The organism is Stenotrophomonas bentonitica (assembly GCF_002887735.1).
GTDB lineage: Bacteria > Pseudomonadota > Gammaproteobacteria > Xanthomonadales > Xanthomonadaceae > Stenotrophomonas > Stenotrophomonas bentonitica_A.
Map to the genome: position 1 here is coordinate 132,269 of NZ_PKQP01000009.1, position 21,753 is coordinate 154,021.

Here is a 21,753-nt window from a genome sequence, read left to right on the forward strand (position 1 = left end):
GTACTGCCGCCCGTACGACGCATGACGGGTAGTGCCGGCCGCTGGCCGGCAACCTGGCGATGCCGGATTCATGAAGTGCCGGCCAGCGGCCGGCACGACCGCCTGCGGCTGCGGCGTCACCGCGGCAGCAAGGTCATCTCATCCAGCACCCACATCGTCGGCCGGGTATCGCCAGTGAAGCGCACGCACAGGTTCTGCGTGCCCTTCAGCGACCGCGGCAATGCAGCCTCCAGGGTGATGAAGCCATCGGCGCCCGGGGCGGCCGGCAGCGTCACGCTGGCCAGCGGCTTGCCATCGCACTGCCCGCCGAGGATGTCCATCTCCCCGTGTGCGCTGCGCTTGGGCGCGAAGCGGCGGTTCGGCTCATCGTGGGCCAGCTGGAAGTAGTACGGAATCTGTCCGGCACGCACGCGCAGCTTGGCGATGCCGTCCACGTCCGCATCCTTCCACAGCCAGCACGGGTTGAAGATGTCCACGTTGAAGATCGCCCGCTTGCCCTCGGCCGGGCCGTCGTCTTCCAGGCGCAGCAGCAGCTGGCCTTCGCCCGGGCACTGCGCGAGCTGCTCGTCGGTGCGCGACAGCAGCGAGGTAGCGGTGATGTCGAAGCGGCTGGCCGCCTTGGCCAGTGCCTGGCCATTGAAGAACGTGGCCGCCTGCAGCGCCACCGGCAGCGGCTGCTGCAGCGGGGCGGTGTAGCGCGGTGAGCGGGCGGTGACCGCGCTGCCGTCCACGCTGTAGTGGATGTCGTAGCCGAGGGGGCTGCGCAGGGCCAGCGTCGCGGTGCCGGCGCTACGGTCATCGCGGTTGTCCAGCTCCACCTGGAACGGGGTCTGTGCGTACGCAATGCCCATGGCCTGGTATCGCTGCAGCTGCGCCGGCAGGCGCGCCAGGAAATCGGCGTAGTCGCGTCGTTCGCGCGGCGACCAGCCGGTCTCGGCCACGGCGGCCAGGCGCGGGAACAGGTTGTGCTGCAGGCGGGCGTAGCTGCGGGTGTGCTCGGTGAACATGTTGGCCTGCAGGCCGAGGATGTGGTGCTGCTTGTCCTTGGCCAGTGCATCGGGCACCGGCTCGAAACCGTACACGCGCGCCAGCGGAATCGTCGCCGGGCGGCCCGGCGGCTCGTTCGGCGAGTTGGTCTGCAGGTAATCCATGTACATGTCCGTCACCGGCGACATCACCACGTCATGGCCCTCGCTGGCCGCCTTGAGGCCGCCTTCGGTGCCGCGCCAGGACATCACCGTGGCCTCCGGCGGCAGGCCGCCCTCGAGGATCTCGTCCCAGCCGATCAGCCGCCTGTCGTGCTTTTCCAGGAAGATCTCCAGGCGTTTGATGATGTGGCTCTGCATTTCCATCTCATCACCGGCGCCCAGCTCGCGCATGCGCGCCTGCACCCGCGCGGAGGCTTCCCACTGGTCCTTAACCGCTTCGTCGCCGCCCACGTGTACGTACTTGGCCGGGAACAGCGCGATGACCTCTTCCAGCACGTTCTCGAGAAACGCGAAGGTGCTGTCTTCGGTGTTGAACAGGTTCGGGAACACGCCCCATTCGCTCAACGGCCTGAGCGGCGTGTCGAGGGTGCCAAGCTCGGGATAGGCCGCGATCGCCGCGGTCGCGTGGCCCGGGACGTCGATCTCCGGAATGACCTGGATGTGGCGTGCAGCCGCATACGCGATCACCTCGCGGATCTGGTCCTGCGTATAGAAGCCGCAGTACGGGCGCTCGGCGCCGGTGACCGGATCGCGGCCGCCATCGCCGGCCGGAATGCGGCAGCTGCCGACGCCGGTCAGTTTCGGGTAGCGCTTGATCTCCATGCGCCAGCCCTGGTCATCGGTGAGATGCCAATGGAAGGTGTTGAGCTTCTGCTCGGCCATCGCATCGAGGACCTGCTTGATCTCATCCAGGCTCTGGAAGTGGCGGGCCGAATCGAGCATCAGGCCGCGCCAGCTGAAACGGGGGGCATCGTCGATGCGCAGCGCCGGGAGTTGCCCCTGGCTGCCACCGGTGAGCAGCTGCGAGAGCGTGGCCGCACCGTAGAACAGTCCGGCTTCGGTTGCGGCCTGCACTGTTGCGCCGCGCGCGTCCGAACGCAGCTGGTAGCCCTCGGCGCCGGTCTTGAGCGTGGCGTCGAGTACGAAGCGGATGCCGTCCTTGCCGCGTCCTTCGCTGACCGTCACCGCCGGGCCACCGCTGTTGCGCAGCAGGGTGGCGAACTGGGCAGCAACGCGGCCGGCGGCCTGGCCCTGCGCATGCACCGGGGTGGCCGCGCTCACCGTATAGCCGGCGCCGTCGAGGCGGTCGACCCTGGCCGGTGCGGGAATCAGCATCAGCGAGCCGGGCAGGGCCTGCGGGCCGTTCGGTGCCTGTGCGTCGGTGGCCTGGGCCAGCGGGGCGAGGGAAAGTGCCAGTGCGAAGGACAGCAGCGACAGCGAGGTACGACGGGTGCGGGTGTGCATCGGGTCATTCCTTTGTAGCGAATCGGGTTCCACCTGCGAAACGGGCCCGGAAATCCGGGCCCGTTTCAGGTGTGCAGCGTGTTACCGCGGCGATCAGTACTTGAAGCGGAAGTTCAGATAGTACTGGCGGCCGTTGGAGTAGAACGAGGTCGGAATCAGCGCGCTCTGGTAGTACTTGTAGGTCGGGTTGTTGAGGTTCAGGCCATCCAGGCTGATGCTCAGCCAGTCCGTCGCCTTGTAGCTGAGCGACGCCGACAGCGTGCCGAAGTCATCCTGGTAGTACGGGTTGGTACCGGACAGGCTGATCAGGAACGAAGAGCGGCGGGTGTAGCTGACGCGGGCGCCGAAGCGCTCGTTCTCGAAGTAGGCACCCACGTTGTAGGTGTTCTTCGACGTGCCCAGCAGGTTGTTGCTGCCATCGGCCCAGGTGTGGTCGGTCTTGCCGTTGGCGTAGGTGTAGTTGGCATTGACGCCGAAGTACTCGCCGATCGGCTGCTCGTAAGCCACTTCCACGCCGGTGACCTGCCCGTCGGCATTGATCGGGGTGGAGATGTCGTAGGTTTCAAGCTGGTTGGTCAGTTCGCTGAACAGCTGGCGCTGGACCACGTCGAAGGCGATGTAGTCCTTCAGGCGCATATGGTACGCGCCCACCGACACCAGGCCGCGCGGCATGAAGTACCACTCCAGGTTGGCGTCCAGGTTGCTGGACAGGGTCGGCTTCAGGTCGGGGTTGCCGCCACCGCCGGTCTTGTTCAGATCCGAACCCCACGAGGACGCACCCAGTGCCGAGTAGTCCGGCAGCGTCTGGGTCTGCGATGCGGCCACGCGCAGCACGAGGTCGTCGTCCAGGTCGAACTTGATGTTGGCGCTCGGCAGCACGCGGTCGTGCTTGTTCTCGAAGGCCTGGCGCTGCCACATGCCGAACAGGCTGCGCACGTCGGCGCGGGCCGGGTCGCTGACGGCCAGGTAGGTATCGATGTCCTGCTTGATGTTGACGTAGCGCAGGCCGAGGTTGCCGCTCCACCAGTCACCGGCGAAGTTGGCCTGCACGTAACCGGCGAAGTTCTTTTCCTTCACCTTCCACTCGGCGCCGTAGTTGTGGCGGCCGTCGGGACCGTCATTGCCGGCCAGCCAGGTCGAGTTGTTGATGATGGCGTTCTTCAGCGCATCCGGGGTGTAGTACCAGATGTTGCGCGGGAAGGTGCCGCCCACGCCGCTGGCGAAGTTGCCCGGGTACTGCCCGGTGGCGCTGCCGCGCAGCGCCGACCAGATGTCGCCCGGGGAGGCGCCTTCCGGCGACAGGGCCTCACGTTCGTGGTCGGCGAAACGCAGGCCGAAGTCGATCGAGCTCAGCGCGCCGCCGTCGCTGAAGTACTGATTGAAATCCACCGACGCCCAGTCTTCCTTGTCTTCGGCCTTGACCAGCTGGTTGCCCCAGGTGCCGAAGCTGGTGACGCCTGCTTCGCTCAGGTCGCCGCCGATGTTCCAGTCGACCGGGGAGCCGGCGCCGTGGCTGGCGTAGGACGCGCCGCCACCCTGGCCGACGGTGACTTCGGCGATGAACTGGCGCGGGGTTTCGCCGGTGCCCTTGGTGGTGCCGGCCTGGAACTTTGCGTTCAGGTTGTCGTTGATCTGCCAGTCCGCGTCGAAGGTGACGTAGCTGCTCTTGGCGGTGGCCTCGCGGTAGATCATGTCGTACACGCCGTAGTTCGTACCGGGAACGCCGGTGTACGTCGCGTTGGTGATCACGCCATCGACCACGGTGTAACCCGGATCGGGGGCCTGGCTCCGGCCGAAGCCGCTGCCGAACATCATGAAGTTGCGGTTGTAGTTGTTCGCTTCCAGTTCGGAGGTGAAGCCGCTCAGGCCCAGGGTCAGCGTGTCGATCGGCTTCCACTGCAGGGTGACCATGCCACCCTTGCGCTTGCGGGTCTGCTCGAACAGGGTCGAACCCAGCAGGCCGGGAATGGACAGGCCTTCCAGGTCCGGGCGCGGCGCCTGCAGGAACTGGCCCGGATTGGCCGGGTCGGGGATGCCGGCCACGACCGGATCGGTTGCCTTGAGTGCGAAGAAGCCGCCGGGGATTTCCTGCGCTTCACGGCGCAGTTCGCGCTCCTGGTAGAAGCCCTGCACCAGCACACCGAACGTGTTGGCGTCATTCTTGTAGTTGAACAGCGCCGAGTACTGCGGATCGGTCGAGTCGGCCTGGTCCGAACGCACGGCGCCCACCGATGCCTCGGCCGTGAACTGCTTGGCGAACTGCAGCGGGGTACGGGTAATGATGTTGACGGTGCCGGTGGTACCGCCGTCCTGCAGCTTGGCCTGCGAGGACTTGTTTACTTCCACCGAGCTGACCAGCTCGGACGGCAGCAACGAATAGCTCACGCTGCGGCCGACGTTGTTGCCCTGGCTGAGCACGAACCAGTCGGCCGAGCCGACGCTGTGGCCGTTGATGAGGGTCTGGGTCAGGCTCGGGCTGGTGCCGCGCAGGCTGACACGGTCGGCTTCATCGAAGCCGCCTTCGTCGGCGCTGGACGAGCTGATGTTCACACCGGGCAGGCGCTGCAGGGTGTCGGCGACGTTGTGTGCGGGCAGCTTGCCCACGTCTTCGGCGGTGACCACTTCCAGGCGCGCATTGGCATCGCGCTTGGTATCCAGCGACTTTTCCATCGAGCCACGGATGCCGGTGACCTGCACGGTGTCCAGATCGGTGGCGGTGGGGGCGGCTTGCTGCGCGTGGGCGCTGAAGGCCAGGCAGCTGACGATGGCTGCGGAAAGCAGGGTCTTGCGGGTGTTCATGATGTCTCTCCTCATCACTCGATGGTCGCCGGCGACGGCGTCGGTTTGCTTGCGTCTGGTACGACTGTGCCGCGCGCCTGTTGTCCGGGTGCGCCTTGGGTGCTACGTACTGCGTGGTGCGGTGTCCGCAGCGCCGATTCCGGCGCCGTGGCAGGTCAGGTTTCCGAGCGGCCGAGGTACCAGCTGGCGGCGCCGATGACGCCCAGCTGCCCGTGCTCGACCACTTTCACGGGAATACGTTCCAGTGCCTCGCGCATCGGCCCCTTGTTGAGGTACCGCTCGACGAAGGTGCTGTTCAACAGGAAGTCGCGGATCTGCGGCAGGATGCCGCCGGCCAGGTAGACACCGCCGGTGACGCCGTACTGCAGCGCCATGTCGCCGATCGTGCTGCCGAGCAGGCCGCAGAACACATCCAGGCTCTGCCGTGCGAGCGGATCCTGGTCGGCCATCGCAGCAGCGGTGATCGCATCCGGGGTGGTCAGCGCGGGGGTCTGGCCGTTCAATGCGCACAGCGCGCGGTACAGGTTCATCAGGCCGGGGCCGGACAGCGCCTGCTCGACCGAGACGTGCGAGCGATCGCGCAGCATCTGCCGCACGATCGCCATCTCCAGTTCGGTGGTGGTGGCCAGGGTCGGCTGGCCGGCTTCGGTCGCCAGGACCACGGCGCCGTGGGCGGTCGGGATCCACACGGCCGCGCCGAGGCCGGTACCGGGGCCGACCACCAGGGTCGGGCCGCGCGGTGCGGTGGCCGGGCCGGTCAGCTGCAGCACGCCGCTGGCATCGACCTGCGCGGCGGCGTAGGCCACGGCCTCGAAGTCGTTGACGATATAGACCTGGTCCAGGCCGACATCACGTTCGATCTGACGTGCCGACAGTGGCCAGGGCAGGTTGGCGGTGATCACCGTGCCGTCTTCGCGGGCATAGCCGGCGGTGGCGACCACGCAATGGGACGGACGCGGGCCATCGGCCAGGAAGTCGGACAGGATCGCGCTGAGGCCGGCGTAATCGGCATTGCGGAATTTGCGGTAGTCCAGCAGCTGGACCGGATGGGCCGGATCGGCACTGGCCTGGACCCGGCCAACCCGCACATGCGTGCCGCCCACGTCGGCGGCCAGGAACGGTGGCATCGCGGCGGGCAGGGCATGGGCCGGAACAGCGTGGGCGGCGTTGGTCACACGGACTCCATCGGTTGGGCGTGGCCAGGGCTGACCCGGCGATTGAGGCGGAGTCTGTAATCGTTCTGACAACGATGTCAACGATAACCTCACACTTTCGATGCTGCGCCGCAACGCGGGTTTGCGCGGGAAAACGTTTTCATCACGCTGCCGTCATGTTTTCGCAAACTGCCGTGAATAGGGCCTCGGCTCCGGTAACGGCCAGCGCTGCCGCCAGATTGCGCAGGTGCAGCAGAAGAAAATGCGCGGTCCCGGCGTGAACCAGTTGTTGACAAACCCGGCGGCGGCAACGAATAAATGTGACAACGTTGTTCCCAGCCACTCTTCCGACGCCGCTCCGGTGCCGTCGATGCAGGAGCCTCCTTGATGTCTGCCGTGCCTGCTGCCTCCGCGCGTTCGAGCGTGCTTACCTCGATCCTGATCATCGGCGTGCTGTTCTTCCTGATCGGCTTTTTCACCTGGCTCAACGGGCCGTTGATCACCTTCGTCAAGCTGGCCTTCGAGCTGGACGAGGTCGGCGCCTTCTTGGTGCTGATGGTCTTCTACCTGTCGTACTTCTTCCTGGCGCTGCCGGCCTCGTGGATCCTCAAGCGCACCGGCATGAAGAAGGGCCTGAGCCTGAGCCTGCTGGTGATGGCGGCCGGCGCGGTGGTGTTCGCCCACTTCGCGCAGCAGCGCTGGTATCCAGGCGCACTCAGCGGCCTGTTCGTCATCGGCAGTGGCCTGGCCCTGCTGCAGACGGCGGTCAATCCGTACATCAGCATCCTTGGCCCGATCGAGACCGCGGCCCGGCGCATCGCGCTGATGGGTATCTGCAACAAGATCGCCGGCATGCTCGCGCCGGTGCTGATCGGTACGCTGGTGCTGCACGGCATCGGCGATCTGGATGCCCAGGTGAAGGTCGCCGACGCAGCGGCCAAGACCGTCCTGCTCAACGACTTCGCCGCCAAGATCCAGCTGCCGTACATGGCCATGGCCGGGCTGCTGGTGGTGCTGGCGGTGGGCGTGCTGTTCTCGCCGCTGCCCGAGTTGAAGACCTCCGAAGCCAACGCCACGCCGGCCCGCGCGCCGGGGGTGGCCGAGCGCACCAGCATCTTCCAGTTCCCGCACCTGTGGCTGGGCGTGCTGTGCCTGTTCGTCTATGTCGGCGTGGAAGTGATGGCCGGCGATGCGATCGGCACTTACGGCCATGGCTTCGACCTGCCGCTGGACCAGACCAAGATGTTCACCTCGATCACCCTGGGCGCGATGCTCATCGGTTATCTGGCCGGCCTGGCCTTGATCCCGCACCTGGTTTCGCAGTCGCGCTACCTGAGCATTTCCGCCGTACTCGGCGTGGTGTTCTGCATCGGCGCGCTGTTCACCCACGGCTACGTGTCGGTGGGCTTCGTGGCGGCCCTGGGCTTTGCCAACGCGATGATGTGGCCGGCGATCTTCCCGCTGGCGATCCGCGGCCTGGGCCGCTTCACCGAGACCGGCTCGGCCCTGCTGGTGATGGCCATCGCCGGTGGCGCGATCATTCCCCAGCTGTTTGCCGTGCTCAAGCAGCACTTCGATTTCCAGTGGGTGTTCGCCGGCCTGATGGTGCCCTGCTACCTGTACATCCTGTTCTATTCGGTGCGCGGCCACCGCGTCGGGTTGTCCCGCGACGGGCAGTGATCGGCGATCATGGACGCTCAACCGGTCAGCCAGGAAAAGACGATGCGTAGAGCGACCATCAAGGATGTCGCCGAACGGGCCAAGGTATCGCTGAAGACGGTCTCGCGGGTCATCAACAACGAGCCCTCGGTGATGCAGGCCACCCGTGCACGGGTGCTGCGTGCGATCGCCGAGCTGGACTACGAGCCCGATCCGGCCGCGCGCAACCTGCGCACCGGCACCACGCTGGTGGTCGGGCTGGTCTACGACAACCCCAACCCGTACCACATCATCGGCGTGCAGAACGGCGTGCTCGCCGCGTGCCGTGAAACCGGGTTCGGGCTGCAGATCCACCCCTGCGACTCCAGCTCGCCGATGCTGGCCGAAGAGCTGGCCGACTGGGTGCAGCGCTCGCGCCTTGCCGGGCTGGTGCTGACCGCGCCGATGTCCGAGCGCAAGGATCTGGTGGCTGCGCTCACCGCGCGCGGAATCAAGCTGGTGCGCATCATCGCCGCCACCGCCGATCCCGAAGATGGTGCCTGCGTGTTCGTTGACGACCGCGAGGCCGCCTATGAAATCACCGAGCACCTGATCCAGCTCGGTCACCAGCGCATCGGTTTCCTCTGGGGCGGCACTTCGCACCGCTCCAGTGGCGAGCGCTATGCCGGCTATGAAGCGGCGCTGCGCGATTACGGCATGACCATCGACAAGCACCTGGTGGTGCAGGGCGATTACACCTTCGATGACGGCTTCCGTGGGGCGCGCCGCCTGCTGGCGCTGCGCGAACCGCCCACCGCCATCTTCGGCTCCAACGATGAAATCGCCGCCGGCGTGCTGGCCGCCGCCAAGTCCACCGGCATGAACGTGCCCTACGACCTGTCCATCGCCGGCTTCGAGGACAGTCCGTTCTCGCGCCAGTCCTGGCCGCCGCTGACCACCGCCAAGCAGGCCACCGAAGACATCGCCCGGCATGCCGCGCGCCTGCTGATCGCGCAGTTGCGCAGCGATGCCTACGACGACGCGCCACTGCAGCTGCAGAACCAGGGCTTCGTGCCGCAGCTGGTGGTGCGCGGCTCCACCGCGCCGATGCGCCCGCAGGGTGCACGGCTTCCCTCTCCTGAAACGACCTGAGTCCCCATGTCCCTGCCTGCTCCCCACGACACCCTGATGTACCGCGAAGCCGCCGAGGCTGCCGATGTGATCGCCGCGCAGTTCGCGCGCAACCAGGTGGCCGTGGAGACGCTGGCCGCCAGCCTGCGCGCGGCGCCGCCGCCGTTCGTGGTGACCTGCGCGCGGGGCAGCTCGGACCATGCCGCCACCTACGCCAAGTACCTGCTGGAAACGCGCCTCGGGCTGGTGACTGCCTCGGCGTCGCCGTCGGTCGGCTCGGTCTACGAAGCGCCATTGAAGCTGCGCGGCGCGCTGTACATCGTGATTTCGCAGTCGGGCAAGAGCCCGGACCTGCTGCGCAATGCCGAAGCCGCACGTGCGGCCGGCGCGCGCGTGGTGGCACTGGTCAATGTCGAAGATTCGCCGCTGGCGCAGCTGGCCGAGACGGTGATCCCGCTGGGCGCCGGTGCCGAGCGCAGCGTGGCAGCGACCAAGAGCTACCTGGCCTCGCTGTCGGCCATTCTGCAACTGGTCGCGTACTGGACCCAGGACGTGGGCCTGATCGCTTCGCTGCGTGCGCTGCCCGATGCCCTGCGCGAGGCCTGGAACAACGATTGGTCGTCGCTGACCGAGGGCCTGGTGCCGGCCCACAATCTGTTCGTGCTGGGGCGTGGCCTGGGCCTGGCCGCCGCGCAGGAAGCAGCGCTGAAGTTCAAGGAAACCTGCGGCCTGCACGCCGAGGCCTACAGCTCGGCCGAGGTCAAGCACGGGCCGATGGCACTGGTCGGCCCGGGCTTCCCAGTGCTGGCCTTTGCCCAGCCGGATGAAACCGGCGCCGGTACCCGCGCGGTGCTGAGCGAGTTCGCTGCGCGCGATGCACAGGTGTGGCTGGCCGATGTCGGCGGCGATCTGCCGCTGCCGGTCGCCCCGCACCCGGCGTGCGCGCCACTGTTGACCATCCAGAGCTTCTACCGCGCGATCAACGCGCTGGCGCTGCGCCGCGGCCACAACCCCGACCTGCCGCCGCATCTGAACAAGGTGACGGAAACCGTCTGATGAAAACTGTCCTGCGCAACGCGCGCATCCTGGCTGGCGACGACTTCCGCGACGACCTGGCGCTGGTGATCGAGAGTGGCCGGATCACCGCGCTGGTATCCGATGCCGCACCGATGCTCGGCCAGGCCGACGAGCAGGTGGACCTGGGCGGTGGCTGGCTGCTGCCAGGCTTCATCGATGCCCAGGTCAACGGTGGCGGCGGCGCGCTGTTCAACAACAGCCCCGATGTCGCCACGCTGCGCACGCTGGCCCAGGCGCACCGCCGTTTCGGCACCACCGGCCTGCTGCCGACGCTGATCAGCGACGATGTGCAGGTGATGCGTGCGGCGATCGCTGCGACCCGCCAGGCCATCAGCGAAGGCGTACCGGGCGTGCTCGGTATCCATCTGGAAGGCCCGTACATCGCGCCGGCGCGCAAGGGCACCCATGACGCCAACAAATTCCGCGTGCCCGACGCTGACGAGATCGCGATGGCGGCCTCGCTCGACAACGGCGTGACCCTGTTGACCCTGGCCCCCGAACGGGTGCCGCTGGAGAGCATCCGCGCGCTGGTCGAACGCGGCGTGATCGTGGCCGCCGGGCATACCGCCGCCAGTTACGAAGAAGCGCGCGCCGGTCTGGACGCCGGCATCCGCGGTTTCACCCATCTCTACAACGCGATGTCGCCGTTGACCGGGCGCGAGCCAGGTGCGGTGGGCGCGGCGCTGGAAGACCGCGACAGCTGGATCGGCATCATCGCCGACGGCGTGCACGTGCACCCGGCCAGCCTGCGCGTGGCGCTGGCGGCCAAGCCGCGCGGCAAGGTGATGCTGGTCACCGACGCGATGCCGCCGGTGGGTGCCGACAGCCCCAGCTATGAGCTGTATGGCGAAGTGATCACGGCCGTGGACGGCGTGGTGCGCAATGCCGCCGGTTCGCTGGCGGGCTCGGCGCTGGACATGGCCACGGCGGTGCGCAACGCGGTGCACCTGCTCGGCCTGCCGCTGGACGAGGCCGCACGCATGGCCTCGCGTTACCCGGCGCAGTTCCTCAACCTGGACGACCGCCTGGGCGAGATCGCCGAGGGCTACCAGGCCGACCTGGTGCTGCTCGACGACGCACTGCAGGTGCGCGCCACCTGGATTGCCGGCGAGCGCGAGGACGCATGACCGCCTCCCCATCGCCGCGCATGGGCTCGATCGATGCCCTGCGCGGGCTGACCGTGGCGGCGATGCTGCTGGTCAACAACCCCGGCGACTGGGGCCATGTGTATGCACCGCTGCTGCATGCGGACTGGCACGGCTTCACGCCCACCGACCTGATCTTCCCGCTGTTCCTGTTCATTGCCGGCGTGTCGATGGCCTTCAGCCTGTCGCCGCGCGCGGGCGAGCCTGCGTTGCGCCCGGCCCTGCGCAGTGGCCTGCTGCAGCGTGCGCTGCGCATCGCGGTGGCCGGCGCGGTGCTGCACCTGCTGGCGTGGTGGCTGATGGACCTGCCGGCCTACCGGCTGTGGGGCGTGCTGCAACGGATCGCGCTGTGCGTGGCGGTGGTCGGGCTGCTGGCGATCCAGACGCGCGCGCGCACGCAATGGGCGGTGCTGGTCGCGCTGCTGCTGGCGTACGCGGCGATCCTGCTGGGGGCCGGTTCGCTGGCACCGTGGGTCAACCCGGCCAGCCGCCTGGATACCGGGTTGTTCGCGCCGCTGCTCTACAAGTACGACCCGCTGACCGGGCTCGGCCACGACCCGGAAGGGCTGCTGAGCAGCCTGGGCGCGCTCGCCAGCACGCTGCTGGGGCTGCGTGCGGGCGCGTGGCTGCGGGTGGGGCAGGTGGGTGGGCTGGCGGCGCTGGCAACTGCATGCCTGCTCCTGGGCGGCGTGGCCGCGTTGTGGCTGCCCCTCAACAAGCAGCTGTGGACCCCCAGTTTCGTGCTGTGGACGGGCGGGATGTCGGTGGCGGCCTTGCTGCTGGCCCACCTGCTGGTGGATCGCTGGGGTGCGCCGGCGCTGGGCCGACGCTTTGGCGTCAACGCCATTGCCGCCTACCTCGGCTCGTCAGCGATGGCGCTGCTGCTGATGGCCAGCGGCGCGTGGGGATGGCTGTATCAAGCCCTATCGACGCTGCTGCCGACGGCCCCCGCACTGGCCTCGCTGCTGTGTGCGCTCGGCTTCGTGGCGGTGTGGTGGGGCGTGGTGTGGGCGCTGGACGCGCGGCGCATCTACCTCAAAATTTAGGATGGGCATCACGTACGTTTACCCCCCCATCACGGCACGGCGGTAAAAGTACTGACGCCGGTCTGCGTAGAAGCACTGGGCCGTTGCCGTACCCCCTCTTGTAGAACAGGAAAGGCGTATGCGCTCGATGCCCGTTTCGCCGGCACGCACCGTGCTGGCAGACCGTATTTCACATTGGCTGCGTCGGGGCTGCGGGGGCGCGCTGGGCACGGTCCTGCTGGCCGGTACCGCGCCGGCCTGGGCCGGCTGCGACAACCCCGCGCCCGGGCAGGACCAGACGGTGACCTGCTCGACCGCAGCGCCCAATCCGGATCCGGTGGCGATCGTCACCGCTGGTGTCGCGTCCAACACCACCATCAACGTGCTGGCCAACGCGCAGATCGGTATCGCCAGCGGCAACGCCATCACCGTGCAGGCCGGCACCGGGCATGTCATCAACAACGATGGCAGCATCATCGCCAACGCCGGCCGCGCGCTGCAGCTCAACGGGGCCACCTACCTGACCAACCGCGGCACCATTGCCGGCAGTACCGGCGGCGTCGTGTCAGGTGCCGGCAACGACCGCATCGACATGCTCGGCGGCAGCATCCAGGGCGGTGTGCTGCAGGGCGCGGGCAACGACACCCTGGTGATCCGCGACGGCGTAATCGACAGCGTCGACCAGGGCGATGGCGAGGACAGCCTGGAGATCAGTGGCGGCAGCGTGACCGGCACGGTGCAGCAGGGGTCGGGCATCGACACCTTCCTGATGACCGGCGGCAGCATCGGTGCCCTGCTGCAGGGCGATGCGCTGGACCGTTTCCGCATGACCGGCGGCCGCATCGTCGGCGCGTTCGACGATGGCGACTACGCCGAAATGACCGGCGGCGGCATCGGCCGGGTCAACATGAAGCTGGACGACAACACCTTCCTGATGTCCGGCGGCACCATCGATGGCAACCTGGTGACCGGCTTCGGCCGCGACACCATCGTGCTGTCCGACGGCTACATCGGCGGCAACATCAGCGTCAGTGGCGGCGATGACGCGGTGACCATCACCGGCGGCACCGTGCGCGGCGAAATCCGGCTGAGCTTCGGCAACGACAGCCTGACCTGGAACGGCGGTGGCGTGGTGCACGGCGCCATCGATTTCGGCGAAGGCGATGACGTCGCGCAGCTGACCAACCTCAATACCGCCCACCTGGGCGCGCTGCCGGTGTTCGACGGTGGGCTGGGCAACGACGTGCTCGGCTTCGACAACGTCAAGACCGGGGGCGTGGCGCGCTTTGCCAACTGGGAACAGGTGGCGCTGCGCGACGACACCCAGCTGGCCTTCGACGGCACCCTGGTGCTGGGCGACAGCGCCAGCGGCACCGGCCGCCTGGACATCGATGCCACCAGCGCGGTGTTCGGCGGTGGCAGCAACGGCGGCGTCGCCCCGTTCACGGCCGGGCAGCTGGCCACGCTCACCAACGCCGGTCGTATCGATCTGAGCAACGGCGGCGGCGCGGGCGACACCTTCACCGTGGTCGGCAATTACGTTGGCAATGGCGGCGCGCTGTATCTCAACACGGTGCTGGGCGACGACAGTTCGGCGTCGGACAAGCTGGTGATCTCCACCGGCAGCGCCAGCGGCACCACCGGCGTGGGCATCCTCAACGCTGGCGGTGCCGGTGCGTCCACCGTGGCCGACGGCATCCTGGTGGTGCAGGCGATCAACGGCGCCACCACCGCGCCCACCGCGTTCGCGTTGTACAACCCGGTCGCTGTTGGTGCCTACGAGTATTTCCTGTTCAAGGGCGGCGTCAGCGGCGGCACCAGCGAGAACTGGTATCTGCGCTCGACCCTGGTGGCCAGCGTGACCCCGGCGCCCACACCGCCGCCGGGTGGAGTCACCACGCCGCCGCCCCCGCCGCCGGAGGGCGCCGGGACCCCGCCGGCGGAGCTGCCACCGGCGCCGCCACCGCCGCCGGACGTCAATCCGCCGGATGATCCCAACCCGGCCGCGCCCGAGCCGGCGCCACCGCCGGAGCCGGCCGATCCCGCCGACGTGGCGCCGCCCACCATCGACACCCCGCCGCCGGTGCCCACCGACGTGGCGGCGGTGCCCGGGCCGCTGGCGGTGCCGCCCACGCCCGGTGCGCGCCCGGCGCAGGGTGACATTATTCCGCTGTACCGCTTCGAGACCGGCCTGTACTCGGTGGTGCCGCCGCTGCTGCGCGAAACCAGCCTGGCCAGCGTGGGCACCTTCCACGAACGCCAGGGCGAGCAGCGTCTGCTGGCCGGGCAGGGCGGCGTGCGTGCGGCCTGGGCGAGGCTGGTGGGGCAGAGCCACGAACAGCAGTGGGACGGCGACGCGCAGCCCGGCTTCGATGGCGATATCCAGGGCATCCAGGCCGGCCTGGACCTGTACGCCAACGCGGGCGATAGCCATCGCGACCAGTTCGGCGTGTTTGTCGGGCGCACCCGTGCGCAGGGTAACGTGACCGGTTTTGCGATCGGCTGGGAAAACGTTGCGGTGGGCCGCACGCGGCTGGATGACAAACACGTGGGCGTGTACTGGACCCGCGCCGGCAGCGCCGGTGGCTACCTGGACGCGGTGGTGATGCAGAGCCGCTACGACGGCGACGCAACCTCCTCGCGCGGGCTGGGCATCGACGTGCGTGGCGATGGCACTACCGCCTCGCTGGAAGTGGGCAAGCCGCTGCTGCGCTTCGGGCAGAGTGCGTGGTGGCTGGAGCCCCAGCTGCAGGTGATCTGGCAGCGCACGTCGGTGGATGATGCCGGCGACGCGGTGTCCGCGTTGCGCTTTGACAACGACAACGCCTGGACCGGACGCGTCGGCCTGCGCCTGGCTGCCGACTACGACATCGCCGGCAACGGCTGGCAGCCGTACATCAAGCTCAACTACTGGCAGACTCTGGACGGCGAAGACCGCATCGATTTCGATACCAACCGCATCCTCAACCAGCAGGATGCGCGTGCGCTGGAAGTGGGCATGGGCGTGGTGGCGCGTTTCAACAGCAACGTCAGTGCGTTTGCGGTGGCCGATTACACACATGACCTGGAAAGCAGCGCACGCAAGGAACGCAAGGTGATCGAAGGGAATATCGGGCTGCGGCTGGACTGGTAGGGCGACGGCAGGCAGGAATCCGCGGCGGCACGCCGGACGGAATCGGCGATGCCGGCTGCGTTGCAGTGTCACGCGTCGCTGGTGATGTGAACGGTGCACTGTGCCAATGACCGCGTGCAGCGCTAAGCTGCGGCCTCTTCACTACAGGGATGTAGCACGATGATCGCAGGACGTGGTTGGCTGTTGATGGTGGCGCTTGCAACGGCAAGTGGCGCTGCACATGCACAGGAGGTGCCCAGCGCCGAGGCACAGGCGCGGATCCTGGATCTGCTGCAGCAGCAGTCGCTGTATCGCGACCGCGTGGACTGGTCCAAGGCCCGCGCGGAGTTGGCGGCTGCGCGTGACCCGGCGCAGACGCGGCGGCTGCTGGACGATGTGATCCAGCGCAGCAGTGGCGGGCACGGGCGTTGGATATCGGCCAGCCAGTTGCGCACGGAGTCGAAACGCGCACCGGCCACGCAGGCAGCGATGGGCGCTGCGCCCCTTCAGACAGAGGACGCCAGCACGGGACCGACAGCGCGGCTGGGGTGGATCAACGTCGGCGCCTACATGGACGACCAGACCCAGCCCCAGGAAGTGCAGTACCAGGCCCGCAAGCAGGCGGCCATTGCGCTGCAGGCGCGCATCCAGGCGCAGGACGATGGCAACCGCTGTGGCTGGGTGGTCGACCTGCGCGGCAACAGTGGCGGCAATATGTGGCCCATGTTGCTGGGCCTGGGCCCGTTGCTGGGCGATGCCAAGGGAAGTGATCCGGTCGGCATGTCCCTTCGCGCGGACAAACAGCAGCCGTGGGCGTATCGCGATGGCGCGATCTGGTCGGACGGGAACGGGATGTTGGGATCGAGCAACACGCGGTACACGCTGCGCCACCCGGGCGCGCCGGTGGCCGTCCTGTTCGGGCCGCGCACTGCCAGTTCCGGCGAGGCATCGGTGCTGGCCTTCCGCGGCCGGGCAGCCTCGCGCAGCTTCGGCCAGCCCAGTGCCGGCTATTCCACCTCCAATACCCCGCAGCGTCTGCCCGATGGCAGCCTGCTGCTGTTGACCGGCAGCGTGATGGCCGACCGCAACGGCGTAGGCGATGGCAACCGCCTGCAGCCCGACGTGATTGTGGCCGAGGGGCAGGATGCAACGACGGCCGCGCAGGCGTGGCTGTTGGCGCAACCGGCCTGCAAGCTGCCCTGAAAGGTCGTCGCCCCGGTCTGGCGTGTTGCTATTGGTGGCATTACCCGCGGGGGGGAAGTACGCTTTCCCGATGCGAACCAAGCCCAATGCACAGCCCAACCAGAGCCTGATCGACGGCATCGCCACGCTGCAGGCGCTGGCCTCTTCCCCCGAGCCGGTCGGTTGCCGTGAACTGGCCCGGCAGCTGGACGCCAACCCGACCCGGGTCAACCGGCTGCTCAAGACCCTGGCCTACCTCGGCATTGCGCGGCAGACCGCCGATCGCAAGTACACCGCGGGCCCGGGCATGCACGTGCTTGCCGCGCAGAGCCTGTTTGCCTCCGGGTTGATCCGGCGCGCGCTGCCGGTGCTGGAACACCTGCGCCGGTTCGGCCACACGGTGGCGCTGGGGGTGCTCTGGAACGACAGCGTGAGCTACCTGTTCCATGCCCCGCCGGGCATCGAGGCGGCACGCGGGCTGGGTCGCATCGGGCTGCTGCCGGCCACCACCAGCGGCATCGGCATCGCGCTGTTGGCCCAGCTGGGCGACGAGGACGTGCGCGAGCTGTATGCCGACCGGCCGATTCCCATGTTCCCCGAGGGCATCGAGCAACTGCTGGGCACCCTGGCCATTACCCGTGCGCAGGGCTACGCGCGCGTGCATGTGGCCGACGAACGTGACCACCACATCGTGGCCATCGCGATGGGCGATCCGGTGCATGCCGGCATTGCCGTGTCCGGCTGGATCCCGGAAGCGGCCACCGAGGAACTGGTGGCGGCGCTGCGCGCGGCGGCGGCGGAAATCGGCTGAGCGATTGCCGCAGTGCGGTTTGACATGTTGCTACAATAGCAATACGTTGCAGCCTTCCGATGGGGAGGCATCAGCGATGTCCAAGCGTGCAGGCGCGTGAGCGGGACCGGGAAAACCAAGTGGGTGCTGCTGGCGCTGCTGTTCTTCTCGACCGTCATCAACTACCTGGACCGGCAGGCGCTGTCGATCCTGGCGACGACCATCCAGGCCGACCTGAAGATGACCGACCTGGAATATGCGCGCGTAGTGCAGGTGTTCCTGTTCGCCTACGCGGCCGCCTATGTCATGGCGGGGCGGGTCACCGACTGGCTTGGCGCGCGCGTGGCACTGCTGCTGTTCGTGGGCTGGTGGTCGCTGGCCAACATCGCCACCGGGTTCGTGCGCAGTGCGGTGGAGCTGGGCGCGGCCCGCTTCGCGCTGGGCCTGGGCGAGCCGGGCAACTACACGGTGGGCACCAAGGTGGTGTCCGAGCAGTTTCCCGCACCGCAACGCGGCCTGGCACTGGGGCTGTACACGGCTGGCGCGATGATCGGCGCCACGCTGGCGCCGCCGCTGATTGGCGGCATCGCCCTGACCTACGGCTGGCGCAGTGCGTTCTGGATCACCGGCGTGGCCGGACTGCTGTGGATGCTGGCGTGGTGGTGGGCCTATCCGCGCAAGGCGCAGGTGCCGGCTGCAACGCCGCAGACCGAGGCCGTCGCTGCAGCCGAGGCCAGCGCGACGCCGGCACTGGAAACGCCGGTGCCGGTTGCGCCGCCCACCTCGATGAAAGGCGTGTGGGGGCGGCTGGCGCGCGACCGTACCGTGTGGGCACTGGTGGCGTCGCGCGCGGTTGCCGATCCGGTCTGGTACTTCTACCTGTTCTGGTTCCCCAAATATCTGGGGGACGCACGCGGCATGAGCCTGGCGATGATCGCGTCGGTGGCGTGGATCGTGTACGTGGCCGCTGATATCGGCAGCGTGGGCGGCGGGCTGATTTCCGGCCGGCTGGTGAAGCGCGGCATGCACCCGGTGCGTGCGCGCCTGACCACCATGATGGGCGCGGCGTGCCTGGCACCGGTCGGGCTGTTCGTGGCGATGCATCCGCCGATTCCGCTGCTGCTGGCGCTGGCCTGCGTGGTGACCTTCGCCCACCTTACCTACCAGATCAACCTGACCACGATGACCGTGGACCTGTTCCCGTCGCGCTATATCGCCTCGGTCGCCGGCCTGGTCGGCTGCGGCAGCGCGCTGGGCGGCATGGTGTCGGCGCAGGTGGTGGGGCACCTGGTGGCCGACGGCAACTTCGATCGCGCCTTCGTGCTGATGGCCTTCCTGCATCCCATCGCGGTGCTGTTGGCGTGGACCGCGTTGAAGCAGGCGCGCCGCTCGAAGATGACCTTGATCGGCCCGCAGGCTGCGGCGGTTGCGGCCGGCTGAGAAACGCCGCGCGTCTCGCCAATGAACCGCGCGCGGATCATGCCGCGTCGCCACGCGACCAGCAAACGAAACGCCATCGCACGTAGCGCCGGGCTCTGCCCGGCTGCCTTCATCAGCCCATGCCAGAAAAAAGGTTCTTCGCGCATACGCGGGGCAAGCAGAAGCGTGCTTTGACGCTTTCCAGGTGCAGCCGTCGGTGGCTCGGGCGCTGGGCCCCCATGCCCTTTTCGGCGAATGTCCTCCGGCGTCGGCCTGCGGCCGCCCCCTCCCCCTTTATTTCGTCTCCAAGGGCATGGGGGCCCTCACGCTCGCGACCGCCCCGATCGGAGACGCCGGCCGATCCAAACGGCGCTTGCACATCCGGCCATCCGCGTAGCGTCGTGCGCACTCTGCGACGGCCGTTGGAACAATACGCTCCCCTCAAAGGGGCGAAGAACCAAAAAGGAGCGCCTGCGAACAGTAGCCGGGCAGAGCCCGGCGCTACGTGCAATGGCATCTTGTTTACTGGGCGCGTGGCGACGCGTTCGTCATCCGCTTGCCGTAGGGACACCGGGGCGCGGCAGAGCCCGGCACTACGCTACCGCTTCGGTGTGGTCCCAGAAACGGGCGTTCGGCACCGCGCCCAGGCCGGGGCCGCTGGGCAGGCGATAGCCGTCGTGCGCGTAGGCCATGTCGGTGTCCAGCATCTCCACCGAACGCGAGAAGATCGAGTGCTGCCACTCGTGCCGCCACAGCCCGTCGATCACCGCCGATGCATGCAGGCTGGCGGCCATGAAGATGCCGCCGCCAATGGTCGCGTGCGGTGCAACCTGCACGCCACGGCGCGCTGCCAGCCTGGCGATGCGCAGGAACTGGGTGATGCCGGTGTGGCCCATCTCCGGTTGCACGTACGCCAGCGTGCCGCCGTCCAGCCGCAGGCGTGCCACGTAGTCGGTGGGCCACTCTTCGCCTGCCGCCACCGGGATCGGACTGTCTGCCCCGAGGGCGATCAGACCCGCCACGTCCTCCGGCTTCAACGGCGCTTCGATGAAGGTCAGTCGACTGGGCAGAAGCTCGTGCGCCAGTGCGAGGGCCTGGGCATGGTCGAACTTCCAGTGCAGGTCGACCATCAGCTGCACCTGCTCGCCCAGCGCGGCACGCAGCGCGGCCATTTCCTCGGCGATGCCGTCGTGGCTGACCACGGCATGCACCTTGAACGCGTCATGCCCCTGTGCGGCAAACGTGCGGGCCATGGCCACCTTCTCGTCCACGGTGGCCGCCGGCAGGCCGGACACATAGCCGGCAATGCTGTCGCGTTGGCGCGTGCCGAGCAGCGCCCACAGCGGTTGCCCCGCCGCACGTGCGCGCAGGTCCCAGAGGGCGATGTCCAGCGCAGCCAGCGCGTCGGTATGGAAACCGCTGCCGCAGCCGCGCACGCGCATCAACCCGTACAGGTCATCCCAGATCGTTTCCACGTCCTGCGGATCGCGACCCACCAGTTCCGGGGCCAGCAGGTCATTGATGATCTCGCAGGTGGCACGCGGTGCGCAGATGCCATAGGTTTCGCCCCAGCCCACCGCGCCATCGGCGGTGGTGACCCGTACCAGCACCGAGCGGTCCACGGTGGGGTACAGCGTGCCGTTGCCGCGGCGTACCAGATAGCCCCGCGCGTTGACCCGTTCGCCCGCGCCGAGCGGACCCAGGTACGGCGTGGTGCGTGGCACGGTGAGGATGAAGGTCTCGACCTTGCTGACAACGCTCATGCGGAATGTCTCGTGGCCTGGCCGGGAACGGTATCCATCGGCAGCAGGTCGCCGATGCGGTCCAGCAGGATAGTCAGTTCCTGCTGGTCATGCCGGTCCAGCGACGGGCCCGGCGCGCGCACGTGGTCGCTGCCGATCAGGCCACGCCGCAGCAGGATCGCCTTGGTCAGGCGCCAGCGGAACACCGCCTGCATGCTCAGCAGGGGCAGGGTGCGTTCGAACAGGTCGCGCGCGCGGTCGCGGTCGCCGTCGGCCCAGGCGGCCAACATCGCCACATGCACTTCAGTGATCTCACAGGCCGGCATCGTGCCCACCGCGCCGCGTGCCAGTTCGTCCAGCACGTAGCGTGCTCCGGCACCGCCGAACACCGCTTGCACGCTGTCGCCGGCACGTTCGGACAATGCGGTGATGCGATGGCCCGACGGCATGGTTTCCTCCTTGACGTAGGCGATGGCCGGCACCTGCGCGGTCAGTGCCACCACCTCGTCCACGCCCAGCCCCACGCCCATCGGGGCGGGCGCGTTCTGCAACATCACCGCCACGCCCGACTCGCTGCCCAGCCGGGCAAAGAACGCCGCCATCGCCGCGGCATCGCCGGCCAGCGCATGCGGGGTCAACACCATCGCCGCCTCGGCCCCGGCCTCGCCACCGGCACGCGCCAGCCGTACCGCATCCTCCAGCGTCTTCGCGCTGGCGCCGACGATGAAGGGCACCCGGCCGCGGTTCCAGCGCCCGATGCACGCGGTCAGGTGCAACCGCTCCTCCAACGACAGCATGTCGTACTCGCTGGCCAGGCCCGGGAACACCACGCCGGCCGCACCCGCGGCCAGGATGTACTCGAATACCGCCTCGGTGCCGCGTTCATCGAGGGCGCCGTGCGCGTCGAAGATCGTGGGGAGGATGGGGAAGACACCTTGCAGAACGGCCATTGCGCCGGGTCCTTGTTGAACTGTGTGTGCCGTGGATAGCAACACTATGGAGGGGAGGTTCCCGCACATGCCGCAAAGGAACCATCAGTTTTCGCTGCATTGCAGCGTGCGCGGCCAAAACATATTGCTATATTAG

At 68.1% G+C, this 21,753-nt stretch carries 14 protein-coding genes; 9 read left to right on the top strand and 5 right to left on the bottom strand.

The features are described 5' to 3' along the window. Positions 1-116: 116 nt before the first annotated feature. The 3 genes from C0R07_RS15905 to C0R07_RS15915 all read right to left on the bottom strand — a co-directional run bounded on the left by C0R07_RS15905 (position 117) and on the right by C0R07_RS15915 (position 6,379). Complete coding sequence (locus tag C0R07_RS15905; protein WP_102789398.1) at positions 117-2,453, bottom strand: family 20 glycosylhydrolase; 2,337 nt, start codon at positions 2,451-2,453, stop codon at positions 117-119. A gap of 93 nt (positions 2,454-2,546) precedes the next feature. Further along, the gene (locus C0R07_RS15910; protein WP_102789399.1) at positions 2,547-5,252 is read right to left on the bottom strand and encodes a TonB-dependent receptor; all 2,706 of its coding nucleotides are present in this window, start codon (positions 5,250-5,252) and stop codon (positions 2,547-2,549) included. Between the two features lie 155 nt (positions 5,253-5,407). Next, complete coding sequence (locus C0R07_RS15915; protein ID WP_019186015.1) at positions 5,408-6,379, bottom strand: glucokinase family protein; 972 nt, start codon at positions 6,377-6,379, stop codon at positions 5,408-5,410. 414 nt (positions 6,380-6,793) lie between these two features. Here C0R07_RS15915 and C0R07_RS15920 point away from each other — a divergent pair, with 414 nt between their 5' ends. The 9 genes from C0R07_RS15920 (at position 6,794) to C0R07_RS15960 (ending at position 18,946) form a co-directional block, all read left to right on the top strand. Beyond that, positions 6,794-8,086, top strand: a complete 1,293-nt coding sequence (locus tag C0R07_RS15920; RefSeq protein ID WP_102789400.1) for a sugar MFS transporter — start codon at positions 6,794-6,796, stop codon at positions 8,084-8,086. Between the two features lie 42 nt (positions 8,087-8,128). Beyond that, positions 8,129-9,196, top strand: coding sequence for a LacI family DNA-binding transcriptional regulator (locus tag C0R07_RS15925; protein WP_019186013.1), 1,068 nt, complete (start codon positions 8,129-8,131; stop codon positions 9,194-9,196). 6 nt (positions 9,197-9,202) lie between these two features. Then, positions 9,203-10,231, top strand: coding sequence for an SIS domain-containing protein (locus C0R07_RS15930; RefSeq protein ID WP_046274268.1), 1,029 nt, complete (start codon positions 9,203-9,205; stop codon positions 10,229-10,231). Then, a complete protein-coding gene (gene nagA / locus C0R07_RS15935; RefSeq protein ID WP_102789401.1) occupies positions 10,231-11,379 on the top strand; it encodes an N-acetylglucosamine-6-phosphate deacetylase in 1,149 nt (382 codons plus the stop codon). The genes C0R07_RS15930 and nagA overlap by 1 nt, the downstream gene beginning before the upstream one ends. Continuing rightward, positions 11,376-12,443, top strand: a complete 1,068-nt coding sequence (locus C0R07_RS15940; RefSeq protein ID WP_102789402.1) for an acyltransferase family protein — start codon at positions 11,376-11,378, stop codon at positions 12,441-12,443. The genes nagA and C0R07_RS15940 overlap by 4 nt, the downstream gene beginning before the upstream one ends. Positions 12,444-12,561: 118 nt before the next feature. Next, positions 12,562-15,555, top strand: a complete 2,994-nt coding sequence (locus tag C0R07_RS15945; protein ID WP_254427879.1) for an autotransporter domain-containing protein — start codon at positions 12,562-12,564, stop codon at positions 15,553-15,555. A 159-nt stretch (positions 15,556-15,714) separates the two neighbouring features. Further along, positions 15,715-16,737, top strand: a complete 1,023-nt coding sequence (locus C0R07_RS15950; RefSeq protein ID WP_102789403.1) for a S41 family peptidase — start codon at positions 15,715-15,717, stop codon at positions 16,735-16,737. A gap of 70 nt (positions 16,738-16,807) precedes the next feature. Then, the gene (locus C0R07_RS15955; protein WP_102789404.1) at positions 16,808-17,527 is read left to right on the top strand and encodes an IclR family transcriptional regulator; all 720 of its coding nucleotides are present in this window, start codon (positions 16,808-16,810) and stop codon (positions 17,525-17,527) included. A gap of 96 nt (positions 17,528-17,623) precedes the next feature. Then, positions 17,624-18,946, top strand: a complete 1,323-nt coding sequence (locus C0R07_RS15960; RefSeq protein WP_102789405.1) for an MFS transporter — start codon at positions 17,624-17,626, stop codon at positions 18,944-18,946. Positions 18,947-19,518: 572 nt separating this feature from the next. Here the strand turns inward: C0R07_RS15960 and C0R07_RS15965 are convergent. Both C0R07_RS15965 and C0R07_RS15970 read right to left on the bottom strand, forming a co-directional pair. Further along, positions 19,519-20,688 carry a mandelate racemase/muconate lactonizing enzyme family protein gene (locus C0R07_RS15965; RefSeq protein ID WP_102789406.1) on the bottom strand — a complete coding sequence of 390 codons (1,170 nt, stop codon included), beginning with the start codon at positions 20,686-20,688 and terminating at the stop codon, positions 19,519-19,521. Next, positions 20,685-21,617 carry a dihydrodipicolinate synthase family protein gene (locus C0R07_RS15970; RefSeq protein WP_102789407.1) on the bottom strand — a complete coding sequence of 311 codons (933 nt, stop codon included), beginning with the start codon at positions 21,615-21,617 and terminating at the stop codon, positions 20,685-20,687. The genes C0R07_RS15965 and C0R07_RS15970 overlap by 4 nt, the downstream gene beginning before the upstream one ends. Positions 21,618-21,753 lie beyond the last annotated feature (136 nt).